The organism is Stenotrophomonas sp. PI_27, assembly GCF_027854495.1.
Taxonomy (GTDB): domain Bacteria; phylum Pseudomonadota; class Gammaproteobacteria; order Xanthomonadales; family Xanthomonadaceae; genus Stenotrophomonas; species Stenotrophomonas pavanii.
The window spans coordinates 60,502-83,916 of record NZ_JAJNOF010000017.1; the positions used below are offsets into that span (position 1 = coordinate 60,502).

At 67.4% G+C, this 23,415-nt stretch carries 20 protein-coding genes and 7 tRNA genes; 16 read left to right on the top strand and 11 right to left on the bottom strand.

The genetic code is table 11. The features are described 5' to 3' along the window. Positions 1–13: 13 nt before the first annotated feature. The 9 genes from phaE to LRM18_RS18195 all read left to right on the top strand — a co-directional run bounded on the left by phaE (position 14) and on the right by LRM18_RS18195 (position 9,579). The gene (gene phaE / locus LRM18_RS18155; protein WP_270955198.1) at positions 14–1,078 is read left to right on the top strand and encodes a class III poly(R)-hydroxyalkanoic acid synthase subunit PhaE; all 1,065 of its coding nucleotides are present in this window, start codon (positions 14–16) and stop codon (positions 1,076–1,078) included. Continuing rightward, positions 1,075–2,142 carry a class III poly(R)-hydroxyalkanoic acid synthase subunit PhaC gene (phaC, locus tag LRM18_RS18160; protein WP_164083284.1) on the top strand — a complete coding sequence of 356 codons (1,068 nt, stop codon included), beginning with the start codon at positions 1,075–1,077 and terminating at the stop codon, positions 2,140–2,142. Before phaE ends, phaC begins: the two co-directional genes overlap by 4 nt. Before the next feature lie 55 nt (positions 2,143–2,197). Further along, on the top strand, positions 2,198–2,569 hold the full coding sequence (locus tag LRM18_RS18165) for a YfeK family protein (protein ID WP_270955199.1): 372 nt from the start codon (positions 2,198–2,200) through the stop codon (positions 2,567–2,569). Between the two features lie 64 nt (positions 2,570–2,633). Beyond that, the gene (locus tag LRM18_RS18170; RefSeq protein WP_049466571.1) at positions 2,634–2,837 is read left to right on the top strand and encodes a PspC domain-containing protein; all 204 of its coding nucleotides are present in this window, start codon (positions 2,634–2,636) and stop codon (positions 2,835–2,837) included. Beyond that, on the top strand, positions 2,834–3,286 hold the full coding sequence (locus tag LRM18_RS18175; protein WP_057494650.1) for a hypothetical protein: 453 nt from the start codon (positions 2,834–2,836) through the stop codon (positions 3,284–3,286). Before LRM18_RS18170 ends, LRM18_RS18175 begins: the two co-directional genes overlap by 4 nt. A 719-nt stretch (positions 3,287–4,005) precedes the next feature. After that, entirely contained in the window at positions 4,006–4,221 is a 216-nt protein-coding gene (locus LRM18_RS18180) for a hypothetical protein (protein WP_005417149.1), read from the top strand. Between the two features lie 207 nt (positions 4,222–4,428). Beyond that, entirely contained in the window at positions 4,429–6,816 is a 2,388-nt protein-coding gene (locus LRM18_RS18185) for a Tex family protein (RefSeq protein ID WP_270955200.1), read from the top strand. A 208-nt stretch (positions 6,817–7,024) separates the two neighbouring features. Further along, positions 7,025–9,214 (top strand): PAS domain S-box protein, encoded by a 2,190-nt coding sequence (locus LRM18_RS18190; RefSeq protein ID WP_057494629.1) that lies wholly within the window; start codon positions 7,025–7,027, stop codon positions 9,212–9,214. 62 nt (positions 9,215–9,276) lie between these two features. Further along, positions 9,277–9,579: a hypothetical protein gene (locus tag LRM18_RS18195; RefSeq protein WP_270955201.1), complete on the top strand. Its 303-nt coding sequence runs from the start codon at positions 9,277–9,279 to the stop codon at positions 9,577–9,579. Positions 9,580–9,665: 86 nt separating this feature from the next. Here LRM18_RS18195 and LRM18_RS18200 read toward each other — a convergent pair whose 3' ends face one another. Beyond that, positions 9,666–10,766 (bottom strand): DUF5694 domain-containing protein, encoded by a 1,101-nt coding sequence (locus LRM18_RS18200; RefSeq protein WP_270955202.1) that lies wholly within the window; start codon positions 10,764–10,766, stop codon positions 9,666–9,668. 468 nt (positions 10,767–11,234) lie between these two features. Here LRM18_RS18200 and LRM18_RS18205 point away from each other — a divergent pair, with 468 nt between their 5' ends. Beyond that, positions 11,235–13,058: a methyl-accepting chemotaxis protein gene (locus LRM18_RS18205; RefSeq protein ID WP_270955203.1), complete on the top strand. Its 1,824-nt coding sequence runs from the start codon at positions 11,235–11,237 to the stop codon at positions 13,056–13,058. Here LRM18_RS18205 and LRM18_RS18210 read toward each other — a convergent pair. Continuing rightward, on the bottom strand, positions 13,055–14,497 hold the full coding sequence (locus LRM18_RS18210; protein WP_270955204.1) for a GGDEF domain-containing protein: 1,443 nt from the start codon (positions 14,495–14,497) through the stop codon (positions 13,055–13,057). The two genes, LRM18_RS18205 and LRM18_RS18210, sit on opposite strands and share 4 nt — an antisense overlap. 367 nt (positions 14,498–14,864) lie before the next feature. Further along, positions 14,865–14,950, bottom strand: a tRNA-Leu gene (locus LRM18_RS18215). A 130-nt stretch (positions 14,951–15,080) separates the two neighbouring features. Here LRM18_RS18215 and LRM18_RS18220 point away from each other — a divergent pair. After that, entirely contained in the window at positions 15,081–15,461 is a 381-nt protein-coding gene (locus tag LRM18_RS18220; protein WP_049471469.1) for a response regulator, read from the top strand. A 31-nt stretch (positions 15,462–15,492) separates the two neighbouring features. On the opposite strand, the gene LRM18_RS18225 is transcribed toward LRM18_RS18220, so the two are convergent. After that, positions 15,493–16,449, bottom strand: coding sequence for an SOS response-associated peptidase family protein (locus LRM18_RS18225; protein WP_053462921.1), 957 nt, complete (start codon positions 16,447–16,449; stop codon positions 15,493–15,495). Positions 16,450–16,525: 76 nt separating this feature from the next. Between LRM18_RS18225 and LRM18_RS18230 the strand changes: the two genes are divergently transcribed. Further along, positions 16,526–16,942 carry a GNAT family N-acetyltransferase gene (locus tag LRM18_RS18230; RefSeq protein ID WP_053462922.1) on the top strand — a complete coding sequence of 139 codons (417 nt, stop codon included), beginning with the start codon at positions 16,526–16,528 and terminating at the stop codon, positions 16,940–16,942. Between the two features lie 101 nt (positions 16,943–17,043). Here the strand turns inward: LRM18_RS18230 and LRM18_RS18235 are convergent. The 7 genes from LRM18_RS18235 to LRM18_RS18265 form a co-directional block, all read right to left on the bottom strand. Next, positions 17,044–17,119, bottom strand: a tRNA-Glu gene (locus tag LRM18_RS18235). Positions 17,120–17,166: 47 nt separating this feature from the next. Then, positions 17,167–17,242 (bottom strand) — tRNA-Ala (locus tag LRM18_RS18240). 46 nt (positions 17,243–17,288) lie between these two features. Next, a tRNA-Glu gene (locus LRM18_RS18245) sits at positions 17,289–17,364 on the bottom strand. A 49-nt stretch (positions 17,365–17,413) separates the two neighbouring features. Beyond that, positions 17,414–17,489 (bottom strand) — tRNA-Ala (locus LRM18_RS18250). Positions 17,490–17,673: 184 nt separating this feature from the next. Beyond that, positions 17,674–17,749, bottom strand: a tRNA-Glu gene (locus LRM18_RS18255). A 54-nt stretch (positions 17,750–17,803) separates the two neighbouring features. Beyond that, positions 17,804–17,879, bottom strand: a tRNA-Ala gene (locus LRM18_RS18260). Positions 17,880–17,982: 103 nt separating this feature from the next. Continuing rightward, positions 17,983–18,381, bottom strand: coding sequence for a heavy metal-responsive transcriptional regulator (locus tag LRM18_RS18265; protein ID WP_064238767.1), 399 nt, complete (start codon positions 18,379–18,381; stop codon positions 17,983–17,985). Positions 18,382–18,577: 196 nt separating this feature from the next. Between LRM18_RS18265 and LRM18_RS18270 the strand changes: the two genes are divergently transcribed. The 4 genes from LRM18_RS18270 to LRM18_RS18285 all read left to right on the top strand — a co-directional run bounded on the left by LRM18_RS18270 (position 18,578) and on the right by LRM18_RS18285 (position 23,348). Further along, positions 18,578–19,645, top strand: coding sequence for a helix-turn-helix domain-containing protein (locus tag LRM18_RS18270; RefSeq protein ID WP_049469351.1), 1,068 nt, complete (start codon positions 18,578–18,580; stop codon positions 19,643–19,645). Positions 19,646–19,726: 81 nt separating this feature from the next. Next, positions 19,727–20,530: a TlpA disulfide reductase family protein gene (locus tag LRM18_RS18275; RefSeq protein WP_270955205.1), complete on the top strand. Its 804-nt coding sequence runs from the start codon at positions 19,727–19,729 to the stop codon at positions 20,528–20,530. Between the two features lie 30 nt (positions 20,531–20,560). Further along, positions 20,561–21,403 (top strand): thiol:disulfide interchange protein DsbG, encoded by an 843-nt coding sequence (dsbG, locus tag LRM18_RS18280; protein WP_053506326.1) that lies wholly within the window; start codon positions 20,561–20,563, stop codon positions 21,401–21,403. Between the two features lie 511 nt (positions 21,404–21,914). Beyond that, positions 21,915–23,348 carry a DcaP family trimeric outer membrane transporter gene (locus tag LRM18_RS18285; RefSeq protein ID WP_074725380.1) on the top strand — a complete coding sequence of 478 codons (1,434 nt, stop codon included), beginning with the start codon at positions 21,915–21,917 and terminating at the stop codon, positions 23,346–23,348. The last annotated feature ends 67 nt before the right edge of the window (positions 23,349–23,415 follow it).

Below are 23,415 nucleotides of genomic sequence, written 5' to 3' on the forward strand. Positions count from 1 at the left end.
GCGGAGGCCTGCGATGACCAGCTCGGCCCACGACGCCGGCAGCAGCGATTTCGAAACCCTGGCCCGGCAGTACTTCGGCGCCTGGGGCGATGCCCTGCGCCATGCGAGCACGCCCGGCGCACCCGCCGGTGACGATCCCGGCAGTTGGCAGCGGCTGTTCGACTGGTGGGGCCAGCTGTTGCCCGAGCAGGCGCAGGGCGCACCGGACGATGCCGTGCGGCGCTTCCGCGAACAGGCGGGCAACTGGTACGGCACCATGCAGGACGTCGCCGCACGGTTTGCGGGTCGCGACGCCAGCAGCGCTGAAGTGGCCCAAGCCTGGCGCGAGGCGGTGCAGGCGCAGGGCGACGGCATGCTGCAGTGGATGCTGCAGGGTGCCCGTGGCAGCACCCATGCCGGTGCCGCGGTGCCCGAATTCGCCGCGTGGCTGCAGCAGTTCCAGCTGCAGGCCGGTCCGTGGCTGCAGAGCCCGGCGTTCGGCCCCGGTCGCGAGCACCAGGCACGCTGGCAGGCCCTGCTGCGGGCGCAGGAGGAATACCAGCAGCATTCGCGGGCCTACGTCGATCAGATCAAGCAGGCGCTGGACGAGGCCTTCGCGCTGTTCGAGCAGCGCCTGGCCCAGCACGAGCAGCCGGGCAGCCAGCTGACCAGTGCGCGTGCGATGTTCGACCTGTGGATCGATGCGGCCGAGGAGGCCTACGCCAAGGTCGCCATGTCCGAACCGTTCCAGCAGGTGTACGCCTCGCTGGGCAACGCGCAGATGCGCCTGCGCGCTGGGCTGCAGCGCGAGGTGGAACAGATGAGTGAGCGCATCGGCCTGCCGACCCGCAGCGAGATGGACGCCGCCCACCGCCGCATCGCCGAGCTGGAGCGCAGCCTGCGTCGCCTGCAGGCGCAGGTGGCGGTGCTGGCCGGGACCGCCGAGGTGGATCCCGTGGCACAGCCGGCGCCAGCGAAGGTGAAGCCGGTCGCACGCAAGGCCGCGAAGAAGGCGGCACCGGCGAAGAAGGCGGCTGCAGAAAAGACGTCTGCAAGAAAGGCCGCGCCTCGCACTTCCGCACGGGCGCGTGACCGATGAAGGGACCCCTGGGCTTCAATGCCGATGACCTGCTGCAGGAAACCCTGGCCATGCAGCGCAAGCTGATGGAAGGGCTGAAGCTGCTGCCGCAGGTGGAAGACGTGGACTATGGCGCGACCGCGCGCGAGGAAGTCTGGCGCGACGGCAAGGTGGTGCTGTACCGCTTTGTCGGCGAACAGGCGCCGACCCGGCGCACGCCGCTGCTGATCGTCTACGCGCTGGTCAACCGGCCGTACATGGTCGACCTGCAGGCTGACCGTTCGCTGGTGCAGAAACTGCTGGCGCTGGGCCAGGACGTGTACGTGCTGGACTGGGGCTACCCGGATCGTTCCGAACGCTTCCAGACCCTGGAGGACTACCTGCTGCGCTACATCGACGGCGCGGTTGATGCGCTGCGTGCGCGCAGTGGTGGCCCGGTCGACCTGCTCGGCATCTGCCAGGGCGGCGTGTTCGCACTCTGCTACGCAGCGTTGCGCCAGCGGAAGCTGGGCAAGCTGATCACCATGGTCACCCCGGTCGATTTCCAGACCGCCGACAACATGCTCTCACACTGGGCGCGGCAGGTGGACGTGGACCTGCTGGTCGACACGCTGGGCAACATCCCGGCCGACCTGATGAACGCCAGCTACCTGATGCTCAAGCCGTTCCGCCTGAACGTGCAGAAGTACGTCGGCCTGCTCGACATCCTCGATGACAAGGCGGCGCTGGAGGACTTCCTGCGCATGGAGAAGTGGATCTTCGATTCGCCGGACCTGGCGGGCGAGGCGTTCCGCGATTTCATCAAGCAGTTCTACCAGGCCAACGGCCTGATGAAGGGCACGGTACGGATCGGCGAGGAAGCGGTGGATCTGTCGCAGGTGACGCTGCCGGTGCTGAACATCTACGCCGAGCAGGATCACCTCGTGCCGCCGGACGCTTCGCGCGCGATGCGTGGGCGCTTGGGCACTGAGGACTACACCGAGTCCAGTTTCCGCGGCGGGCATATCGGTATCTACGTGTCCGGTCGCGCGCAGCGTGAAGTCCCCGCCACGATCGATGGGTGGCTGAAGGCACGCGACGCGTAGCGCCTGCTTCGTTATTTGCAGCGTCGAGCCATGCTCGACGGCAGGGAGAATGATGATGTCGCACAGGATTTCAATGCTGCTGGCTGCGCTGCTGCTGACTGGCCCGGTCGCCCAGGCGGCACCCGGTGCAGACGCGCGGCGGGAGATCGCCCAGCTGATCTCCAGCCTGGACGGCTCCCAGTGCCGGTTCCAGCGCAATGGCCGCTGGTACGACGGCAGCGATGCGCGCGCGCACCTGCAGCGCAAGTACGACTATCTGCTGAAGAAGGACATGGTGGACAGCGCCGAGCAGTTCATCGAGCGCGCCGCCAGCCAGAGCAGCATGAGCGGCAAGGCCTATCGCATCCAGTGCCCGGGGCAGCCTGAACAGACCGCTGCCGCCTGGTTCGGTGCGCGCCTGCAGGCGCTGCGCCACCGCACGCCGTAGACAGGGGCGCGGTGTAGAGTCGAGCCATGCCCGACTGCTTTCCCCGTAGCCCAGGAGAACCGCCATGAACACCACGCCGCGCACGCTGTCACGTTCATTGAACGACCGCATGATTGCCGGCGTGATGGGCGGCATTGCCCATCGCTTCGGCTGGAATGCGACCCTGTTGCGGGTGATCTACGTCCTGGTTTCGCTGGCCTCCGCCGCCTTCCCTGGCATCCTGGTCTACCTGATCCTGTGGCTCCTGATTCCCAACGAGGCCGATTGAAGACTGGAGCAACGCCCTGGCCGACCTGGCTGCGCGCGCTGCAGGTGCTGGGCGCGGCGTGGACATCGCCCAATACCCTGCTGGGCCTGATCGGAGGGCTGGCCGGCATGCTCGGTGGCGCGACGCTGCGCTGGAGCGCGCGTGACTGCGCGCTGGTGTTCGACCGCTGGCCCTGGGGTCCCGGCGGGGCGATCACCCTGGGCAACGTGATCCTGCACACCGGGCATGACCTGGGCATTTCCTGCCGCACCTATGCGCATCAGGCGGGGTGGGGCGTGGAACCGCTGATCCGGCTGGATGATCACGAACGTGCGCACGTGTACCAGTACATGGTGCTGGGGCCGTTGTACCTGCCGGTGTACCTGTTGTGCGGCGGGGTGAGTGCGCGCAATCCGTTCGAACGCGCGGCCGATCATTTCGCCCGGTTCGGGCACGGCTGGTGGCCGTAGTTTCCAGCCAACGGCGCAGCCCCTCGTGGCGTGGTCGCGGAATGCGTTTCATGCGATTGGGCCGGGCAGGATGGGTTCGCGGGACACGCCGTAAACCCGTCCATGGGGGCTCGATGGCGCCATCCATGGCGCCAACGGTCCCGCGAACCCACCCCGCCCGGCCCCTGACAGTTTCCGTGCGCGTCCATCCACGGAGAAGAAATAGAACAGCAGAAGCGGGTCGCGCGCTGCGCTTGCTCGCAGCCGAGCATGGCCCTCTCTACAGGAAGCAACAAAGCAGCCGGCCAGGCCGCTTTTGCTTTTGATCTTTTTTCTTCTCCGTGGGTGGAGGCAGCCACCAGGAATCTGTCAGCGGCCGGGAGGGTGGGTAGGGCGGGGTGTCCGCGGCATGGATGCCGCGGCCAAGCCCCCATGGATGGGTTCACGGCGTCCCCGGCCTACCCACCTTCCCGGCCAGCCCACAGCAAACCGGCTTTCCGCGACCAACCAAACCACCCACGAGGGGCTGCGCCGTTGGCTGAAATCCCCACGACTCGTTAGCCGGAAGTTAAAGATCCGTAAGCATTCTGCTGCGATCCCGCAGTCATCTGCATGCAACCGATCGTCATTAGCCTTCGTGACGTTCCAGTCAGGTTCGACGCGGTAAGCTCCTCCTTGATGAGCTCGCAGCATCGCTCGTCAAGTGCAGTAGGCAGTAGCAATTTGGAGGAATACATCACATGGCAATCGTTCTTTATGTCGGTGGTAGCAAGGATGGCGAGAAGGGCGTGGTGCCCTACGGCTTCAGCAAATCCCGCGCCGACACCGCGCTGGGGCCGGAGTTCTACACGGAGCGGTTCATGGAACTGCAGGGTGTCGGCAAGGTCCGCCTGATGGCCCTGGAAGGCATGCGTGACGACATCGTCATGCAGCGTGCCGCCCGCCACTACCGCTGACCTTCGCAACACGCGGCAGGGCGCGCCCACCATCGCGCGCCCGCGCCGGCATCCCAGCCCCGGGCCAGTCCGAGCCCGCTCCTTGCCAGGATGCCGGCGTCCACTCCGGCGACGCCGCTGAACCTCGCGCCCTGTCAATGCCTTGTCCGGCTCCGTCGTGGATTGCCAGAATGGGGTCTTCCCGTAACGCGGTTCAGACCTGAAGCAATGCACGACGCCAAGAACGCCCAGAGCGCGCTCGCCCAGCAGATCGCCCAGACCATCGCCGACGAGATCGGTGCCCAGTCCGCCCAGGTGCGCGCCGCCGTCGGCCTGCTCGACGAGGGCGCCAGCGTTCCGTTCATCGCGCGCTACCGCAAGGAAGTGACCGGCGGCCTGGACGACACCCAGCTGCGCAACCTGGAGGTGCGCCTGACCTACCTGCGCGAGCTGGAGGACCGCCGCGCGGCCGTGCTGGCCAGCATCGGCGAACAGGGCAAGCTCAGCGATGAACTGCGCAACGACATCCTGGCGGCCGATACCAAGAGCCGGCTGGAAGATCTGTACCTGCCGTACAAGCCCAAGCGCCGCACCCGTGCACAGATCGCCCGCGAGGCAGGGCTGGAGCCGCTGGCCGATGGCCTGCTGGCCGACCCGACGCAGAACCCGCAGACGTTCGCGGCCACCTTCGTCGATACCGACAAGGGTGTGGCCGACACCAAGGCCGCGCTGGAAGGCGCGCGTGCGATCCTGATGGAGCGCTGGGGCGAGGATGCCGCGCTGGTCGGTGAACTGCGCACCTGGCTGGGCGAGACCGGGGTGATCCGCGCCCGCGTGGCCGAGGGCAAGGAGACCGAAGGCGCCAAGTACCGCGACTATTTCGATCATGCCGAGTCGCTGGCGAAGATTCCCTCGCACCGCTTGCTGGCACTGTTCCGCGCGCGCCGCGAAGAGATCCTGTTCCTGGAACTGGACCCGGGCAGCGATGCCGAGGCCGGCCACCAGTACGCCGAGGGTCGGGTGGCACGCAAGGCCGGCATCGCCGACCAGGGGCGCGCGGCCGACCGCTGGCTGCTGGATGCCTGTCGCCTGACCTGGCGCGCCAAGCTGCACACCCATCTGCTGCTGGACCTGTTCAACCAGGCCCGCGAGAAGGCCGAGGCCGAGGCCATTGCGGTGTTCGGCGACAACCTGAAGGATCTGCTGCTGGCCGCGCCGGCCGGTCCAAAGACCGTGCTCGGCCTGGACCCGGGCATCCGCACCGGCTGCAAGATCGCCGTGGTCGATGCCACCGGCAAGCTGGTCGCCACCGACACCATCTATCCGCATGAACCGCGCCGGCAGTGGGAGCAGTCACTGCAGACGATCAAGCAGCTGTGCGTGAAGCACAACGTTGAACTGATCGCGATCGGCAACGGTACCGCCAGCCGCGAAACCGACAAGCTGGCCGGTGAAGCGATCAAGGCCTGCGCCAACCCGAAGCTGCAGAAGGTGGTGGTCAGCGAGGCCGGGGCGTCGGTGTACTCGGCGTCCGAGTTCGCGGCCAGGGAGTTCCCGGGGCTGGACGTGTCGCTGCGGGGCGCGGTATCGATCGCGCGCCGCCTGCAGGACCCGCTGGCCGAACTGGTGAAGATCGATCCCAAGGCGATCGGTGTCGGCCAGTACCAGCACGATGTGGACCAGTACCGTTTGGCGCGGGCGCTGGATGCACGGGTCGAGGACTGCGTGAATGCCGTGGGCGTGTACGTGAATACCGCCTCGGCTGCACTGTTGTCGCGGGTGTCCGGGCTGTCGGCCACGGTGGCCGAGAACATCGTGCGCCATCGTGACGAGAACGGGCCGTTCAAGCGTCGCAAGGAGCTGCTGAAGGTCGCGCGCCTGGGCGAGAAGACCTTTGAACAGTGCGCCGGCTTCCTGCGCATTGCCGACGGGGATGAACCGCTGGACGCCTCGGCGGTGCATCCAGAAGCCTACCCGGTGGTCGAGCGCATCGTGGCCAGCACCGCGCGCCCGATCAAGGCGCTGATCGGTGATGGCAGCTTCCTGCGCGGCCTGAAGGCCGAGCAGTTCACCGATGCCACCTTCGGCGTGCCGACCGTGCGTGACATCCTCAGGGAACTGGAGAAGCCGGGACGCGACCCGCGCCCGGAGTTCAAGGCGGCGCGTTTCGCCGAGGGGGTCGAGGACATCAAGGACCTGCGCGAAGGCATGGTGCTGGAAGGCGTGGTCAGCAACGTGGCCGCTTTCGGTGCCTTCGTCGATATCGGCGTCCACCAGGACGGCCTGATCCACATTTCGGCGCTCTCCGATACGTTCGTGAAGGACCCGCGCGATGTGGTCAAGGCCGGTGACATCGTCAAAGTGAAGGTGCTGGAGGTCGACGTGGCGCGCAAGCGCATTGCCCTGACCCGTCGCCTGGACGACACCCCCGGCCAGGCCACCAGCCGTCCGGGCCAGCGTGATGAACGCGGCCAGGCGCCGGGGCCACGCCGCGACGCAGGCGGCCAGAACCGCGGTCCGAACCGGGGCCAGGGGGCGGGCGGTCGTCCCGCCCAGTCTGCTCCGCCGGCCAACAACGCCCTGGCCGAGGCCTTCGCCCGCGCCAAGCGCAGTTGAGGATCGTGCCCCCCGTCACGCTTGGCTCGTGGCGGGGGACTTGTCGGTTTTCCCCGTGATTGCGCACACTTGCGCCTGAGGGGGGGCGTTCGGCCACCCCGCTGTCGCTGGGGAGGGCCATGACGCCAGCACCACCCGTCGCCTGTACCGGCGGCCGCAGCACCCTGCTGCGGTCGGCGCCTGCCTGTGCCGGCAGGGGACCGGATTGATGGCGGGCCAGGGCACCCACGGCAATGGACTGCTGGAGCGCCGCCTGCATGAGCTGGCGGAAGAGCGTCGCCGCCTGGCGATGATCATCGACGGTACCGCTGCGGGAACCTGGGAGTGGAACGTGCAGACCGGCGAGATGCGGGTCAACGCGCGCTGGGCCGAGATCGTCGGCTACCGCCTGGAAGAGCTGGAACCGATCTGCCAGAAGACCTTCCTGAAACTGGTCCATCCCGATGACATCGCGCTGTCGGATGCGGCGCTGGACGACCATTTCGAAGGGCGCAGCGACAACTACGCCTGCCTGCTGCGCATGCGCCACAAGAACGGCCAGTGGATCTGGATCCAGGACCGTGGCCGGGTGTTCGAGTGGGACGGGCAGGGCAGGCCGTTGTGGATGGCCGGTGCCCACGCCGACGTGACCGAGCTGCAGCAGGCGCGGCAGGACGCGGCCGAGACCCGGCAACGCCTGCAGGCGGTGGTCGATGCGTCCGATGAGGTGGCGGTGATCGCCACCGATACCGATGGCACCATCACTCTGTTCAACACGGGGGCGGAGCGGTTGCTGGGCTACAGCGCGGTGGACGTGGTCGGCCAGCGCCGGCTCGATGCTTTCCACGATCCGGGCGAGCTGGCGGCCTGGATGCAACCGCTGGTCGATGCCGGCGGCAACCGTCCCGATGTGTTCGAAGCACTCAGTGCGCGTGCCGATGGACAGACCTATTCGCGGCAGTGGACGTTGCTGCGCAAGGATGGCCAGCCCCGCCAGGTGCGCCTGTCGATCAGCCGCATGGACGGTGCCGGGGGCGCGCGGATCGGCTATGTCGGCATGGCCATCGACATCACCGAGATCCTGCAGGCGCGCGCGGAGGCACGATTGTCGGCGGAGAAGTTCGCCGGCGCGTTCACCTCTGCCGCGCTGGGCATGGCGCTGGTCTCGCTGGAGGGGCGCTGGCTGGACGTCAACGACGCGCTGTGCAGGATCCTGGGCTATCCGCGCGAGGAACTGCTGCAGGTCGATTTCCAGCGCCTGACCCATCCCGATGACCTGCAGACCGATCTGGCCCTGGTGCAGGACCTGCTGGCGGGACGGCGCAGCCACTACCACCTGGAAAAGCGCTATCTCGACCGCGACGGCCGCATCATCTGGGCGCGTCTGTCGGTGTCGCTGGTGCGCAACGAGCACGGCGAGCCGCTGCATTTCGTGTCGCAGATCCAGGACATCACCGCCCAGCGCAGCAGCGAGCAGCGCCTGTTCGAAAGTGAACAGCGCAGCCGCATCACCCTGGACGCAGTGGCCGACCTGGTGATCAGCGTCAGCCTGGACGGGCGCATCGATTACGCCAATGCGGCTGCGGTGCGCACCCTGGCCGGTGATGGCGCATTGTCGCTGGCCGGGCACAAGGTGCAGGACGTGCTGGCGCTGACCACCGAGTACGCACCCGGCTCGGTGCTGGACGTGTCGGTGCTGCTGGACCCGGAGAGCAATGCGGTGGACCTGCACGCCGACCTGCTGCTGCGGCTGGGGACGGCCACGGTGCCGGTGGACCTGACCCGTGCCTGGCTGCGCGATGACGAAGGCCACGTGCGCGGCGCGGTGTGGGTGCTGCGCGACGACACCCAGCAGCGCGCGCGCCAGCGCGAAGCGCGCCACCTGGCCGAGATCGACCCACTGACCGAACTGAGCAACCGCCGCGGCTTCGAGGTGCACCTGCAGCAGGCGATCACCCGCGTCGAGCGCACCGGCCAGGCGGCCTCGTTGATGTACATCGATCTCGATCGCTTCAAGCCGGTCAATGACACCTGGGGCCACCTGGCCGGTGATGCCGTGCTGTGGGCGGTGGCCAGCGTGCTGCGCCACGGCGTGCGCGATTCGGACGTGGTGGCGCGGTTGGGCGGTGACGAATTCGCGGTCATCCTGTCCGGTTGCACGCCGCGGCGTGCGGCGCGCATCGGCGGCGAGCTGCTGCAGACCCTGGCCGCGCTGTCCATTCCCTGGGACCAGCACCGGTTGCGGGTCGGAGCCAGCATCGGCATTGCGCCCCTGGCGGGCGGGATGAGCGTGGACCAGGCGGTCGCTGCGGCCGATGCCCAGTGCTACCGGGCCAAGGCGATGGGGCGCAACAACGTGCAGGTGCAGGGCGAGTTGTCCGAGCGTCCGGGTGATGATCCCGACGCCGCCGAGGATTGATCTCAGCCTGTGAGAGGACGCGCGCGAATACTGCGCGCATCTCCACTCACGCAGGTGACCCCATGAATGCCTGGAACCCGGCTGCGGTACGCATGTTCATCCCGGCCCTGATCGGCTGGTGCCTGGCGCTGGCCGCTTGCCTGCGTACCGAACAGCTGCACGGCGACCAGCACGCACAGGCGTTGCTGCCCGTGTTGCAGCGGGGAGCGTTCGCGCTGCTGCTGCTCAGTCTGGCCTGCACGTTTGCGGCCTGCCTGTTGCTGTGGCGGCATGGCCGCTGTGATCGTGGGCGTATCGCCTCCGGCACGATGCCAGCGCGGCATCCATCAGCACGCGCCGGCATGGGGCGCGCCGGAAGGCAGTGATCTGCGGCAGCGGCCGCTGGAGATGCCCGCTGGCGCCGTGGATGTCCGGGGCGGCGCGGCCCGGACATGCGCCGGCACCCCTTCCGTCAGCGCAATACGGCGTCCGTACTGACCAGCTGCACATCATGCATCTGGTTGAGGTAGGCCTCGTAGTAGCCCTTGTGCGAGGCACCGACAATGGTGAGCATGCGGGTGCCCGGGTGCTGACCGAGCACGTCGCGCATGTTGGCGACCATGCGCAGGTTGCGGGTTTCCCAATAGCCCAGGTAATTGCGCCCGAAGGCCTCGGGTGACGGCTCGCCCAGGGCCGCGCCGAAGTCGCTGTGGTAGACAGTCATCGCCGTGTCCGCAGCGTTGTAGTTGCGGTAGAGCGCAAGCAGGCCGTCGGGCTTGGACAGGTGGGCGTGCAGCGCTTCGTCGGCGACCAACCGCGCCGTGGTCGCCGGGTTGTCCCAGGCCGCCTGGAGCGCCGCGCCATAGGCCTTCTCCCGGTCCTTCGGGACAGGCGTGTCGGCGGTGTGGTCATCCACCGACCACAGCCGTTCCAGGCCCAGGCGTGCCGCGAGGACGCCGGCGATCATGCCGGCCTCGTCGCGCCTGGCCAAGCGCCTGTCGAGGAACTGCACCAGCTCCGGCGTCAGGCTGTCTGCGGCGCGACGTTCATCGCTGGGCAGGCGCAGCCATTGCACCACGGCCGAACCGTTCTCGCCTGCGGCAAGGAACACGGCCGCGAGGCGGCGGCGCTGGGCCGGTGTCGGGGCTTTCGGCCAATCCGCGAGCAGGCGCTCCATCTCGGCATTGGCGCTGGGAACGTCCAGGCCGGTCGCGGCCTGGGCCGGTGCCGGGTCGATGCAGTAGGTCTCGACACTGTCAGCGTAGCGCGCGGGGTTGCGTCGCATGAAGTCGCATTGCATGCCGGACAGGTTCTCCACCGCGATGGCCGTCGGTTGCCATGCCTGAAGGCGCGCCAGCAGCGGCTCCAGCAGCGGCTCGAGATGCTCCCGCGTGAAGGTCTTCGGCAGGCCGGAGAGATGCGGGCTGCCCAGCACCATCACCTGGTTCGGGGGGCCGGGCGGTGGTCCTTTCAGCAGGTCCGGCTGGAAGGACGGGCGATAGGTGCCGTCGGCGGCAAGCGCGCCGGCGCTGCACAGGCCCAGGATCAGGAGGCTGGCCAAGCGTGGGAACATGCGATCTCCGTGTCAGGTGACGTCCTGCAGTCCGCTGCATGCTGGCCATTCCCCGTGGGCCGGGAATCTCCCGTTGGTCATGTAAACCTTCCTTGCTTGAACGGCATCCCCACTTTCCGCGTGCGTGAGCGGAATGTGATGAAGATCGCGATTGTCTATCGCATCCCTGCCGTTGCATCTGATGTTGCGACGGACGTCGCGTAATCCGGCTAAAGCCAACGATCACGTCGCCGATACTCCCTCTGGATCCCGCTCCCGTCGCCCGCTGCAGGACCCCAGGCTGCCCCTGACGGGTGGCCCGCGCTGTGTGTTCCGCCGCTCCCGGATGCAGGCCGCGCCCGCAGCAGGCGTGCTTGCCAGCCGCTCGCGGGGTGCCTGCAGGCACCTGTAGTCCCAAGCAACTGAAGTTGCCGCCGGGCATCCCGCCCGTCGGGTCGCAACCGCTTACCGGACACCGAGGATCAGACAATGCTCATTCCAGGCTTCACGGCAGGCGCGCAGGCGCCGGCCGAGCTGCATACCCGCTGGTCGCCGTGGCGTGCCCTGCGGGGCGCGCTGGCACCCCATCCCCGCGCCGCCGTCGATGCGGCGGCCGATGCCCGTTCCGAACTCGAGGCGCAGGTCGCGGCGCTGCACCGGGTCCAGGCGGTCATCGAGTTCGCCCTCGATGGCACCATCCTGCAGGCCAACGACAACTTCCTGCAGGCGATGGGCTACCGGCTGGAGGAGATCCAGGGCAGGCATCATTCCCTGTTCGTCGACCCGGAGCACGCGCACAGCGCCGAGTACCGCGACTTCTGGGCGCGGCTGGGCCGCGGCGAATATGACGCGGGCCAGTACCGGCGTTTCGGCAAGGGTCAGCGCGAGATCTGGATCCAGGCCTCGTACAACCCGGTGCTGGACCGGCAGGGGCGCCCGTACAAGGTGGTCAAGTTCGCCACCGACATCACGGCGCAGAAGCTGCAGGCGGCCGACTCGGCCGGGCAGCTGGCGGCGATCGACAAGTCGCAGGCAGTGATTGAATTCAGCATGGATGGGCACATCCTGTCGGCCAACGACAACTTCCTGGCCGCCACCGGTTACCGCCTGGACGAGGTGCGCGGGCAGCACCACGCGCTGTTCATCGAGCCCGACCATCGCGACAGTGCCGAGTATCGCCAGTTCTGGGAAAAGCTCGGCCGTGGCGAATACGATGCCGGCCAATACCGGCGACTCGGCAAGGGCGGGCGCGAGGTCTGGATCCAGGCGTCCTACAACCCGATCCTGGACCTCAACGGAAAGCCGTTCAAGGTGGTCAAGTACGCCACCGACATCACCGCGCAGGTGCATGAGAACCAGGCCATGCAGCGCGCCGTGGCGCAGACCCGCGAGGTGGTGGCGGCTGCCAAGCAGGGCGACCTGACCCGGCGCGTGGCCACCGCCGACAAGACCGGCCCGATCGCCGAGTTGTGCGAAGGCGTGAATGCGCTGGTCGAGGCGATGGGCGCGATCATCGGCCAGATCAAATTCGCCGCCGACACCATTGCCGTCGGCGCCACCGAGATCGCGCAGGGCAACGGCGACCTGTCACAGCGCACCGAGCAGCAGGCAGCGTCACTGGAGGAGACCGCAGTGTCGATGAAGGGCCTGGCCGAGACCGTACAGCGCACTGCGACCAACGCGCGCCAGGCCAGCCAGCTGGCCGGTGGCGCCGCCGATGTCGCCGCGCGAGGCGGCAGCGTCGTGCACGAGGTGGTCGAGACCATGGCGGTGATCAACGCGTCCTCGCGGCGCATCGTCGACATCATCGGCGTGATCGACGGTATCGCCTTCCAGACCAACATCCTTGCGTTGAACGCGGCGGTGGAAGCAGCGCGGGCAGGGGAACACGGCCGTGGCTTCGCCGTGGTCGCCACTGAGATTCGCGAACTGTCGCAGCGCTCGGCCAGCGCGGCCAAGGAGATCAAGCAGCTGATCGATGCGTCGGTGGCCAACGTCGGCGCCGGTACCGCTCAGGTCGAAAGCGCTGGACGCACCATGGACGAGATCGTCACCAACGTGCGCCGGGTCAGCGAGCTGATGTCCGAGATCAGCACGGCCGCGCAGCAGCAGAGCGACGACATCCAGCAGATGAACCAGGCCGTCGATCTGATCGACCAGGGCACCCAGCAGAACGCCGCGCTGGTCGAGGAAGCCTCGGCGGCGGCGCGCAGCATGGAAGAGCAGTCGGCACAGCTGCTGCAGACCGTGGCCAGCTTCCGCGTCCATGGCGTTGCCGGCCAGCCGCATGCGGCGGTGCTGCGCGCGGTCTAGGCGCGGCGGTCGACCTGTTGTTCCCCGGCCTCGACGGCCGGGGCGGCGTGCACGCAGTTGCGGCCGGCATGCTTGGCCCGGTACAGGGCCTGGTCTGCGCGCTCGACCAGGCTGCGCGGGTCACCCTGGTCATGCGCGGCCTGCCAGGCCACGCCGATGCTGATGGTGACCCGGGCCTCGGCGGCGGGCAGGGCAGCGGCTTCCACGGCGGTGCGCAGGCGCTCGGCCAGGCCAATGGCGTGGTCCAGGCCGTGCGTGGGCAGCGCCGCGATGAACTCCTCGCCGCCGTAGCGGGCCAACAGGTCATCACCGCGTTGCAGGCAGGCGTCGAGGATGGCCGCGACCGCCTGCAGGCGGCGGTCGCCCACCGGGTGGCCGTACGTATCGTTGAGCCGCTTGAAGTGGTCGATGTCGATCATCAGCACCGCCAGTCCCATGCCATGGCGGCGCGCACGGCCATGTGCGCTGCCGAGCGATTCATCGAAGCTGCGGCGGTTGCCCAGTCCAGTCAGCGGATCGCGGCGGGCCAGCAACGCCAGTTCGTCGCGCTCGCGCTGGATCTGGACCTGGGTCAGCACGCTGCGCAGGGCATAGCCGAGCATCGCGCCGATGAAACCCACGGTGGCCAGCGTCGGCTGCAGGCGTGCAACCAGCAGCGCCACCATCATCAACAGCAGCGGCAGCATCAGCGGCCCGGCGGCGTCGACAATGCGCCGCAGGTTGCGGGGTACGCCAGGCGCCGGTCGGCGTCGTGTGCTGCCAGCCATCACCGCCAGCGATACGAACAGTGCGCTGATCAGCATGTCCCCCCAGCCGCCGTCGGGCACCTGCGGCTGCCAGGTGGTGATGTAGAGCGCCAGCAGGAAGTAGCCCAGCGCGTAGATCGACAGCGCGCGGAAGAAATCGCGACGATCGGCGTCATCCTCGGCCAGGAAGCGGATCAGCGCGAAGCAGAACACCAGGCTGTTCTGCACGCTGCTAATCGTCTGCAGGCAGTGTGTCCACAACGCGCTGTTCAACGGCGCCATCGTGCGTGCATGCACAAAGTACAGCAACCACAGCAGCGTGATGATCAGCAGGTCCACCGCACGGATCCAGCGGTTGCCGCCACCCGGGCTGGCAGCGACGTAGGTCAGTGGAATCCGGTAGAACACGTACAGGATCAGCGACGAAGCGGTCATCTGCGCAGGGGTGAGGCCGGCCACGTTGCGATACAGCAGGGCCAGCAGGGCGAGCGCGAACAGGCTGACGGCAGCGCCCAGCGTCCGCCATTTGCACGCCGCCCGGCGGCTGCCCCGAGCCCGCCGCACGCAGGCCAGCGCGGCCAGCAGCGGCGCGGTGATCAGCATCAGGTACGAGCCCACCGGGTCCTGCAGGCCGATCAGGGCAATGACGAGCGCATGCGCGACCATGAAAAACAGTGCCGCACGCAACGTCATGCATTCCCCCACCCCCAGATCCAGCTGGGATCACGATAGGCAGAAGTACGTGAGGCTGGCAAGAAAAGTGTGCGCTACGTCTATCTACAACCTTGTCGAAGGTCGCAGTTGTGTGGCATCGGGGGGCGCAACGCTGTCCGCGTGGGCTGCCTGCGTGCCCGGCACCCGGCCCTGCCAAGGCGGATCGAGATCATGGACGGGTTCACCGCGGCGATGCGGCAGGTCGATTCCAGGGGCAGGGCGCGCAGCCGCGCGGGCAGGGCAGCGGCGAGCGTGGGTGGGGCTGGCGTTGGCATCCTCGTCGGTGCCGGGCGTCCCGGCCCGCAACATGCAAAAGGCCAGGTCGGGGACCTGGCCTTTGATGCAGTGGTGCCGGTGAAAGGACTCGAACCTTCATGGGGTCACCCCCGGCTGATTTTGAGTCAGCTGCGTATACCATTCCGCCACACCGGCAGGCAGCGTGCGAGTGTAACCGAGGTGGGCGGGAGATGCCTAGGGGGATGGCCTATCAGGCCGGTTCCTGTCGGTATCGGCCCCTTGGTGGCTATACTCCCTGTGCAATTGCCACCAGGAGCGGTAGCCGATGACAGTGTTGCAGGACCTGAGGGTGCTGGTGGTCGAGAACGACGAGATGAGCGCGGCCCTCCTGCAGATGCAGCTGGTGCATGCCGGTGCGACCGTGGTCGGGCTCGCAGCGAGTGTGTCCGAAGCCCTGCGGCTGCTGGAACAGAGTGCCCCGGACGTGGCCCTGCTGGACTACCGGCTGGCCCGCAACGAAACCAGCGAGCCTGTCGCCGCGGCGCTTTCGGCGCGTGGCATTCCCTTCGTGCTGGCCACCGGGATGCTGGCCGAACAGCTGCCAGCGCCGATGTTGGCCGGCCTGCTGCTGGTCAAGCCGTACCTGTCGGCCGATCTGTCACGTGCACTGGCGCGAGCAGTGGGCCGCACCAGCGTCAAGGCCTGAGCCCCCACTGCTGGCCGCCAGGGCGTGGCACTCAACCCGCTTCCTCGTACACGTAGCGGATCTCCTCGCGGTCATCCAGGATGCGGTACTGGCGCGCGAGGTCTTCCGGGTCGGGATTGAGCCAGGCGTCCAGGTGTTCCCTGCGGATCGGTACCACGCCACGGTCATGCCCGGCAGCGGCGACATCGCTGGGAGGAGCGTCGGTGATCGTAGCGAATGACAGCAGGTGGCCTTCCGGCCCCTCCCACTCCGCCCAGAGGCAGGCCAGCAGCAGGTCGCGGGGCGGATCGGGACGGAATTCGAGCACCACGTCCTGTTCCTTCTCGCCGGCCTCCAGGCTGCGGCCCGCCATCGCGTGGCGCGGCACGTGCTCGTAGAACGCCTGCACCACGACCACCCCGTGGCGCAGTCCGAACGCACCGCGCCAGTAGCCTTCCAGGCTGTCACGCCTCGCGTTGTAGGTGCCGGGATATAGCACGTCGTTGCGCGCCGGCTTGTCCGGGAGCCGGCATTGGTAGCGCATCGGGCGGATCACGCGCTGGCCGTGCTCGCTGACCATCACCGGCGCGTAGGTGCCGGGGAAAATGCGGTTGTCGCGCGGCAGCAGCTGTACCCGGTGCAGGTCTTCCAGCCGGGCCTGCGCGCGCTCGATGCGGTTGCCGGCCACGCGCAGGTCGTTGCGCGCCTTCTGGGTGGGACGGGTGGCCAGGGCAGCATGGGCGATGTCGCGCCGCTCGCGCTGGCGGGCCAGTTCGGCCTCCAGTGCCTGTTGCTCCTGCGCGTGCCATTGCTGGATCTTCGCCACGATGTCGCGGCCCTGTTCGGTACGTGCCCCGGCGAACCCGTCATCCATCGCCTTCGGGGTCTTGGGCCGTTTCTTGCCCGGATCGTGCGCGTACAGTTCGGCGAACTCTTCCAGCGACAGGATGGCGCCGAACTCGCGCACCAGCTTGGCGTAGTCGGCGCGGATCAGGGCGGAATAGCACATGGGCACTCTGCGGGCGAGGGTCGCAGCGGTTGCGACGTGGATGCGGCAGGATAGCCCGACCCACAGGAGATACCGCATGAACGATTCCGTCACCTGCCTGTTCCGCGAAGCGGTACCCACGGTCGAGGACTATTGCCGGTTGCGTGTGCTTGCAGGCCTCAGTGCCAAGAGCCGGGAAGCGGCAACGCGCGCGCTGCCCAACACGCTGTTTGGCGTGTGCGCGTACCAAGGGTCCGAGCTGGTGGCGATGGGGCGCATCGTGGGAGATGGCGGCTGCCATCTGCAGGTCTGCGACATCGCGGTGCTGCCGCGGTTGCAGGGGCAGGGACTGGGCAAGGAGGTGATGCGGCGCCTGGATGGCTGGATGCAGGCCAACCTGCCGCCATCGGCGTATGTCAGCCTGCTGGCCGACGGCGAGGCACATCGGTTGTATGCGCAGTTCGGGTTTGCGCCGACGGCACCGGCGTCGATCGGAATGTACCGGCGGTTCTGAGCCATGAGCGGGGTGAAGCCATCCACGCATGGCGTGGATAGGGCCTTCCCAGGAATCACAGGCAAAGAAAAACCCCGACCAGGGTCGGGGTTTTCAAGAATTGGCGTCCCCACGGGGATTCGAACCCCGGTCGCCACCGTGAAAGGGTGATGTCCTAGGCCTCTAGACGATGGGGACGCACGAAAACTTCAAGTTGTAGATGCTTCGACGGCCTAATGTCGAAGTGGTGGAGCCAAGCGGGATCGAACCGCTGACCTCCTGCATGCCATGCAGGCGCTCTCCCAGCTGAGCTATGGCCCCAGTGAAACTCCGGATGATCTGCCGGGAGCAGAGTCCGTTTTGAAACTGGCGTCCCCACGGGGATTCGAACCCCGGTCGCCACCGTGAAAGGGTGATGTCCTAGGCCTCTAGACGATGGGGACGCACGAAAAACTTCATGTTGTAGAACCTTCGACGGCCTAATGTCGAAAGTGGTGGAGCCAAGCGGGATCGAACCGCTGACCTCCTGCATGCCATGCAGGCGCTCTCCCAGCTGAGCTATGGCCCCGTGTTACCGAGCCGCCTATCATACCTGCGTGTTCACGTTTGTGGAAGTTTTTTTTGAACTTTTTTCGTTCCGGCTCAACCACGGCCACGAGGGCAGGGGAACCGCAACGCCACAACCTGAATGCCGGTAGGCGGTGAACAAAAAAGACCCGGTTATCGGCCGGGTCCTCGTTGTTCGTGATGAGTGGCGTCCCCACGGGGATTCGAACCCCGGTCGCCACCGTGAAAGGGTGATGTCCTAGGCCTCTAGACGATGGGGACGCAATTCTCATCAATGTTCTTTAGCGACCTTTCGACGGCCTAATGCCGAAAGATTGGTGGAGCCAAGCGGGATCGAACCGCTGACCTCCTGCATGCCATGCAGGCGCTCTCCCAGCTGAGCTATGGCCCCACGTCGCTGAGGAGCGAAATAATAGCCTTGCCCCAGGGGGTTGGCAAGCATTTGTTGCACTTTTCTTCACGCGCGGGACGTGGTGGTGGATGGCCGTCTGCGCTCACGGGGTGTCGTCGCTCAGCGCCGCCAGGATCGGGCATTCATCCAGCGTGCCATGGCCGGGGCAGGCGGCGACCAGCTGCGAGAGCGCAGTGTGCATGCGCTGCAGTTCGGCCATGCGGTGCGCGATGTCCTGCAGCCGGGCCTGTGCCGTGTTGCGCACGCCGCCCATGTCGTGCGGGTGGCCGTCGCTGAGCGCCAGCAGGTCGGCGATTTCTTCCAGGGTGAATCCCAGCGTCTTGGCGCGGCGGATGAAGCGCAGCCTGCGCAGGTCCTGCTCGGTGAAGATGCGGTAGCCCCCGGCCGAGCGGGCCGCCGTGGGCAGCAACTGCTGGCGCTCGTAGTAGCGCACCGTATCGATCGGCACGCCGGCCTGGCGTGCCAGTTGACCAATGTTCATGGCGGATTCCTGCGGATGCTGCCGGTCATTCTGAAGCCTTGAGTCTGGTCCAGGGTCAACGCTGCCGACGCTGCCGACGCTGGCGGCGCATTCAGCGCACTTTGCAACTTTCTTCATAGCCCCGCCGTTGCGGCAGTTCCTACCCTGCGCCTGAACCGGCCGCTGGATGGCCTGCAACGAACCGAGGAGATGGTCTGTGGAAGGATTCAGAAACGAAGGATTCGTCGAGGTCGCGGTGGTCGAGTATCCCGGAGGCGACCCGTCGGCCGCGTCCGTGTTGACTGAAATGGCACATGTTGCCAACCGGCTTGCCCAGCAGCAGCGCCGACCGTTCAAGCGTGTCCTGGTGACCCGCTGGATCGTGCCCGCCAGCCAGACCGGCGTGCACCGGATTGCCGGAGCGGAGATGCTCGAGGCGGACATTCCCGCCGTGATCGCCGTCCCCGGCCAGATCAGCCAAGGGGTCTGCCTGCGCGCCGATGAGGTCCTGCTGGACTGGCTGCGCGCGCACTACGACGGTGGCAGTCTGCTGGCGGCGGCCAGCGATGGGGTCAGCATGCTTGCACGCGCGGGCCTGCTGGCCGGGCGCACGGTCAGTGGTCCGGACCTTGGCCAGCATCCGGGCCTGCAGGGGCAGTCGGCAAGCTGGGTGCCCAGCGAGCGTGCGCTCGTTGACGACGGCGACCTGCTGACAGTGGCCGGTCCGCAGGCCTGGCGCTTCCTCGGCCTGCGCCTGCTGTACCGGCTGCATGGCCAGGGCGTGGCGAGCGCGGTCGCGCAGCAGCTGGGGATTATCGTGCCCGCGCCCATCCAGCAGGATCTTGAGCGCTTCAGCGCCAACTTCGCCCACGGGGACCGTGACGTATTGAAGGCGCAGCGCTGGCTGCATACCACTGCCGCGCGGGGGGCCACGCTCGGCGCGATCTGCGAGGTGTCCGGACTGGAACCGCGGACGCTGCAACGACGCTTCCTGAAGGCAACGGGCCTGCGTCCGATCGAGTATTGCCAGCGTCTGCGCATCGCCAAGGCGCAGACGCTGCTGCAGCAGGGCGCGGGTATCGATGAAGTGGCGTGGGGCGTGGGCTATGCCGACCAGAGCGCATTCCGCCGCCTGTTCCTGCGCATTGTTGGCATGACGCCGGCCAACTATCGCCGACTGGTCAGCAACAAGCGGCGTGAGCGGCCGCTGCTGTCATCGGTGGCCGGCAGCCTGCGCGGACTGCAACCGGCGTCCGCCATGCAGATGCCACGCAGTGTTGCCTGAAGCCCGCTGCGGGCGTCGCACTTGCAACCCGGGCGCGACGCTTCGACCATGCAGGCAGTGGCGGATTGGACAGGTGGGCTGATGTCGAGTGTTGGGCCGGTGCCGATGCCGGTGGTGTTGATCCTGATATGCGTGCTGCTGGCCATGGCCGTGGCACACCTGTGGCCGCGACGGAAGAACGGCATGGCAGTGCCATCTGCCGCAAGCATGGTCCTGGACATGTTGCTGGTCGGCCTGCTGTGCGGTCGTATCAGCTTCGTGGCCCTGAACTTCGCGCTCTATCGTCAGGCCCCTTGGAGCATCCTGCAGATCGCCGATGGTGGGTATCACCTCCCGGTCGTTCTGGTTGCCGCGCTGGCATGGGGAGCCTGGCGTCTGAAGCCCTGGCGCCCGTTGCGGGTCCCGGTGCTGGCGGGCGCGCTGGCGGGTGGGGTGCTGTGGGCGACGGGCAGCCACCTGCTGTCGGCGTGGCAGGAACGGCGGATGCCGCTGCCGGCCGTGCAGGTGGCTGATCTGCAGGGACGTACGGTCGACCTGCAGCAGTTCCGCGGCAAGCCGGTGGTGCTCAATCTCTGGGCCAGCTGGTGTGGCCCGTGCCGGCGCGAGATGCCGGTGCTGGCCTCGGCACAGCAGACCCACACCGACGTGCAGTTCGTGTTCCTCAACCAGGGGGAAAGCCTGGACGAGGTACAGGGTTTCCTTGCCACCGAACGGCTGCGGCTGGACAGCGTGCTGCTGGACGATAGCGCCTCCGCATCAACCGTACTGGGTGTACAGGCCTATCCCTCGACGCTGTTCTTCGACGCCGAGGGACGCCTGCGTGAACTGCACCTTGGCGAACTGACCGCGGCGGGCCTTGAACACAAACTGCGCCGGCTGCGGTAGCCTGCGCGGGCATCTCATTACGGAGTTCCCATGTTGTCGACTTCCCTGCGCATCGCTCCAGCGGTGCTGTTGCTGCCGGTCATGCTGGCATTGGCGGCCTGCAGCCAGGCCCAGACCCCGCCCGGCAAGACAGCGGCGACACCGGCAGCGAGCGCTCCGGCCGCCGCGGCCAAGGGGGACCGGCCCGCAGTGCTGAAAGGCATCGAGAAGCACGGTTTCGAGGTTGTCGCCGAGTTCGATGCGCCGGCTGGCCTGCGTGGCTTCGCCGGAGTGGTGGGTGGACAGCAGCCCGCCGCCGCGTACGTGACTGCCGACGGCAAGCATGTGCTGGTAGGCAGCCTGTTCGATGCCGAGGGCAACGACGTGGCGGCCGAGGCGGTGGAGAAGCTGGTCGCCGCGCCGATGTCGGCCAAGATGTGGGCCAAGCTGGACGCCAGTGCCTGGGTGCGCGACGGCAAGGCCGATGCACCGCGCGTGGTCTATACCTTCAGTGATGCGAACTGTCCGTACTGCCACAAGTTCTGGGAAGCGGCACGGCCGTGGGTCGATGCTGGCAAGGTGCAGCTGCGCCACATCATGGTCGGCGTGATCCGTGAGGACAGTCCGGCCAAGGCTGCTGCCATCCTGTCGGCGCGTGACCCGAGTGCAGCGCTGCTGGAGAACGAGCACCAGTTCGACCGCGGCGGCATCAAGGCGCTGCCGAGCATCAGCCGCGAGATCGCGGGCAAGCTCGATGCCAACCAGGTGCTGATGATCGAGATGGGCTTCCAGGGCACGCCGGGCATCCTGTTCCAGGACGCGCAGGGTCAGGTGCAGCGTCGCGCCGGCCTGCCCCAGGGCACTGACCTGCAGACGGTACTGGGTCCGCGCTGACCGGTGCGCAAAGCGTGATGTAACGCACAGGCCCGCATGGCAGCATGCGGGCCTGTTGTTTTCCTGGCGCATGCACGCGCTGCCGCTGCGCACTACCTGTTCGTCGTCACGTCTGAATCGTGACTGACATCAAGCATCGCGCCTTGATTCCAATCAAGGCCAAAAACGACAGTCGGATTAGCCTGTGACGCATGCAATACAGCGTCTACGCGCGAGGGATGCCGCGCCTCTCACGCCCTTATCCGGGATCGGCGGCAGAGCCATTCACGACGTTCTCACTCCCTGCTTGTTACCCAGACCGCTGCGGTCGCCACCTCTCTGGCAGCGCGGCCTTGATGGACTCGGCATCGATGTGGGCAGGGCAGTGTCATCGTCCTGTTGCCTGCGACAGGCAGGCTGATCGATGTCGTGGACGCAGTATCCGCATTTCCAGCAACGGCAACGCGTGGTCAGGGTGCTGTGTGCCTGTGCCCCGTCAGCGCATTGCCCGTGTTTGTCCAGGGAGGATGCAATGCGTTTTGCGGTACTGAGTCTGGCCTGCCTGACCGCGTTGGCGATCACGCCCGCCCATGCGCAGCAGGTCGCCCGTGAGGATGCGCAGGCGCTGCGCCAGGAAATTGCGGCCATGCGCCAGGCACTGGAAGGCATGCAGCAGCGCCTGGAGCGGCTTGAGCAGCGCGAGGGCTCAGCGCCTGCCGCCGTGGCGCAGGCCCCGACCCCGGCAGCAACGGCGGGCGGCAGCGCCAGCATGCTGCACCCGACCCAGGTGCCGGGGGTGGCGCAACCGGTGCTGCCGCAGCGCGAATCGGTAGCCGATCCCTCAACGGCGGCGTCGCGCCCCGACAGTGCAGCCGGTCCGACCGACCCCGAGCTGAAAGGCTTCTTCGCCATTCCTGGCACTGACACGGTGATCCGCATCGGCGGCTACGCCAAGCTCGATGCGATTGCCGATTCGCGCGCCGCCGGTGACGAGGATCAGTTCATTCCTTCGTCGATGCCGGTCGGCGGCAGCCATCGCGATGTGTCCAACTTCAACATCCACGCCAAGCAGACCCGCTTCAGCTTCGAGGCGCGGCGCCCGACCACGCACGGCAACCTGCGCTTCTACCTGGAAAACGACTTCTTCGGCAGCAGCGAGGGATACCAGTTCCGCCTGCGCCATGCCTATGGCCAGCTGGGCAACACCTACGCCGGCTATGGCTATTCCAGCTTCATGGACCCGGACAGCCTGCCCGATACGCTGGACTTCGCCGGCCCCGGCGGCGCCGGCTACCTGCTGGTGGCGGGCATCCACCACAGTTTCACGATGGGCAAGGGCAACACCCTGACTGTGGCAGCCGAAGACCCGCAAACCGAACTTGCCGGTGCCAGTGATTCACGGGTGGCAGTGAACCGGTTGCCCGACGTGACGGTAACCGCGCGCATGGAGCGCGACTGGGGCCACCTGCAGTTCGGTGCGGTGGCGCGCAGCCTGGCCTATGACGGAGAGGGCGAGCGCGACCGGCGCATGGCCGGTGGCCTGCAGTTGAGCGGCTCGGCATCGGTGGGCGAACGCGACCTGCTGCTGTTCGGTGCGCTGGGCGGGCGCGGCCTCAGCCGCTATACCGCCGACCTGACCGGCTCGGGACTGGATGCGGTGGTCGGCGCCGACGGCCGGCTCGACGCGCTCGACCTGCACGGTGGCTTCGTCGGCTACACCCATTACTGGTCCGAGCTGTGGCGCTCCAACCTGATCTTTGGCCAGCTGACCCTGGAGCGCAACGCCGCACTCGCCGCTGATGCATTCCGGCAGAGCCGCTACGGCGTGTTCAACCTGATCTGGAGCCCGGCGCCGTCCTGGACGATGGGCATGGAGCTGCTGTACGGCCGGCTGGAACAGCAGGGCGGCGCACGCGGCGACACGGTCCGGGTGCAGGGCAGCCTGCAATACAACTTCATCAAATAGACGCCAGCGGTCGTACGCCAGCGTAACCGTCCCCACGCCCGGTGCTGCCGGGCTCATGCCAGTACCG

Bases quoted from the DNA above. Each gene is read 5' to 3' on its own strand.
- LRM18_RS18205 (WP_270955203.1), top strand. From the start codon at position 11,235: ATGCTCATTCCAGGCTTCACGGCAGGCGCGCAGGCGCCGGCCGAGCTG.
- LRM18_RS18180 (WP_005417149.1), top strand. From the start codon at position 4,006: ATGGCAATCGTTCTTTATGTCGGTGGTAGCAAGGATGGCGAGAAGGGC.
- LRM18_RS18230 (WP_053462922.1), top strand. From the start codon at position 16,526: ATGAACGATTCCGTCACCTGCCTGTTCCGCGAAGCGGTACCCACGGTC.
- LRM18_RS18185 (WP_270955200.1), top strand. From the start codon at position 4,429: ATGCACGACGCCAAGAACGCCCAGAGCGCGCTCGCCCAGCAGATCGCC.
- LRM18_RS18200 (WP_270955202.1), bottom strand. From the start codon at position 10,766: ATGTTCCCACGCTTGGCCAGCCTCCTGATCCTGGGCCTGTGCAGCGCC.
- LRM18_RS18165 (WP_270955199.1), top strand. From the start codon at position 2,198: ATGTCGCACAGGATTTCAATGCTGCTGGCTGCGCTGCTGCTGACTGGC.
- LRM18_RS18265 (WP_064238767.1), bottom strand. From the start codon at position 18,381: ATGAACATTGGTCAACTGGCACGCCAGGCCGGCGTGCCGATCGATACG.
- LRM18_RS18225 (WP_053462921.1), bottom strand. From the start codon at position 16,449: ATGTGCTATTCCGCCCTGATCCGCGCCGACTACGCCAAGCTGGTGCGC.
- LRM18_RS18275 (WP_270955205.1), top strand. From the start codon at position 19,727: ATGTCGAGTGTTGGGCCGGTGCCGATGCCGGTGGTGTTGATCCTGATA.
- LRM18_RS18170 (WP_049466571.1), top strand. From the start codon at position 2,634: ATGAACACCACGCCGCGCACGCTGTCACGTTCATTGAACGACCGCATG.
- LRM18_RS18285 (WP_074725380.1), top strand. From the start codon at position 21,915: ATGCGTTTTGCGGTACTGAGTCTGGCCTGCCTGACCGCGTTGGCGATC.
- LRM18_RS18220 (WP_049471469.1), top strand. From the start codon at position 15,081: ATGACAGTGTTGCAGGACCTGAGGGTGCTGGTGGTCGAGAACGACGAG.
- dsbG (WP_053506326.1), top strand. From the start codon at position 20,561: ATGTTGTCGACTTCCCTGCGCATCGCTCCAGCGGTGCTGTTGCTGCCG.
- LRM18_RS18195 (WP_270955201.1), top strand. From the start codon at position 9,277: ATGAATGCCTGGAACCCGGCTGCGGTACGCATGTTCATCCCGGCCCTG.
- LRM18_RS18190 (WP_057494629.1), top strand. From the start codon at position 7,025: ATGGCGGGCCAGGGCACCCACGGCAATGGACTGCTGGAGCGCCGCCTG.
- LRM18_RS18210 (WP_270955204.1), bottom strand. From the start codon at position 14,497: ATGACGTTGCGTGCGGCACTGTTTTTCATGGTCGCGCATGCGCTCGTC.
- phaC (WP_164083284.1), top strand. From the start codon at position 1,075: ATGAAGGGACCCCTGGGCTTCAATGCCGATGACCTGCTGCAGGAAACC.
- phaE (WP_270955198.1), top strand. From the start codon at position 14: ATGACCAGCTCGGCCCACGACGCCGGCAGCAGCGATTTCGAAACCCTG.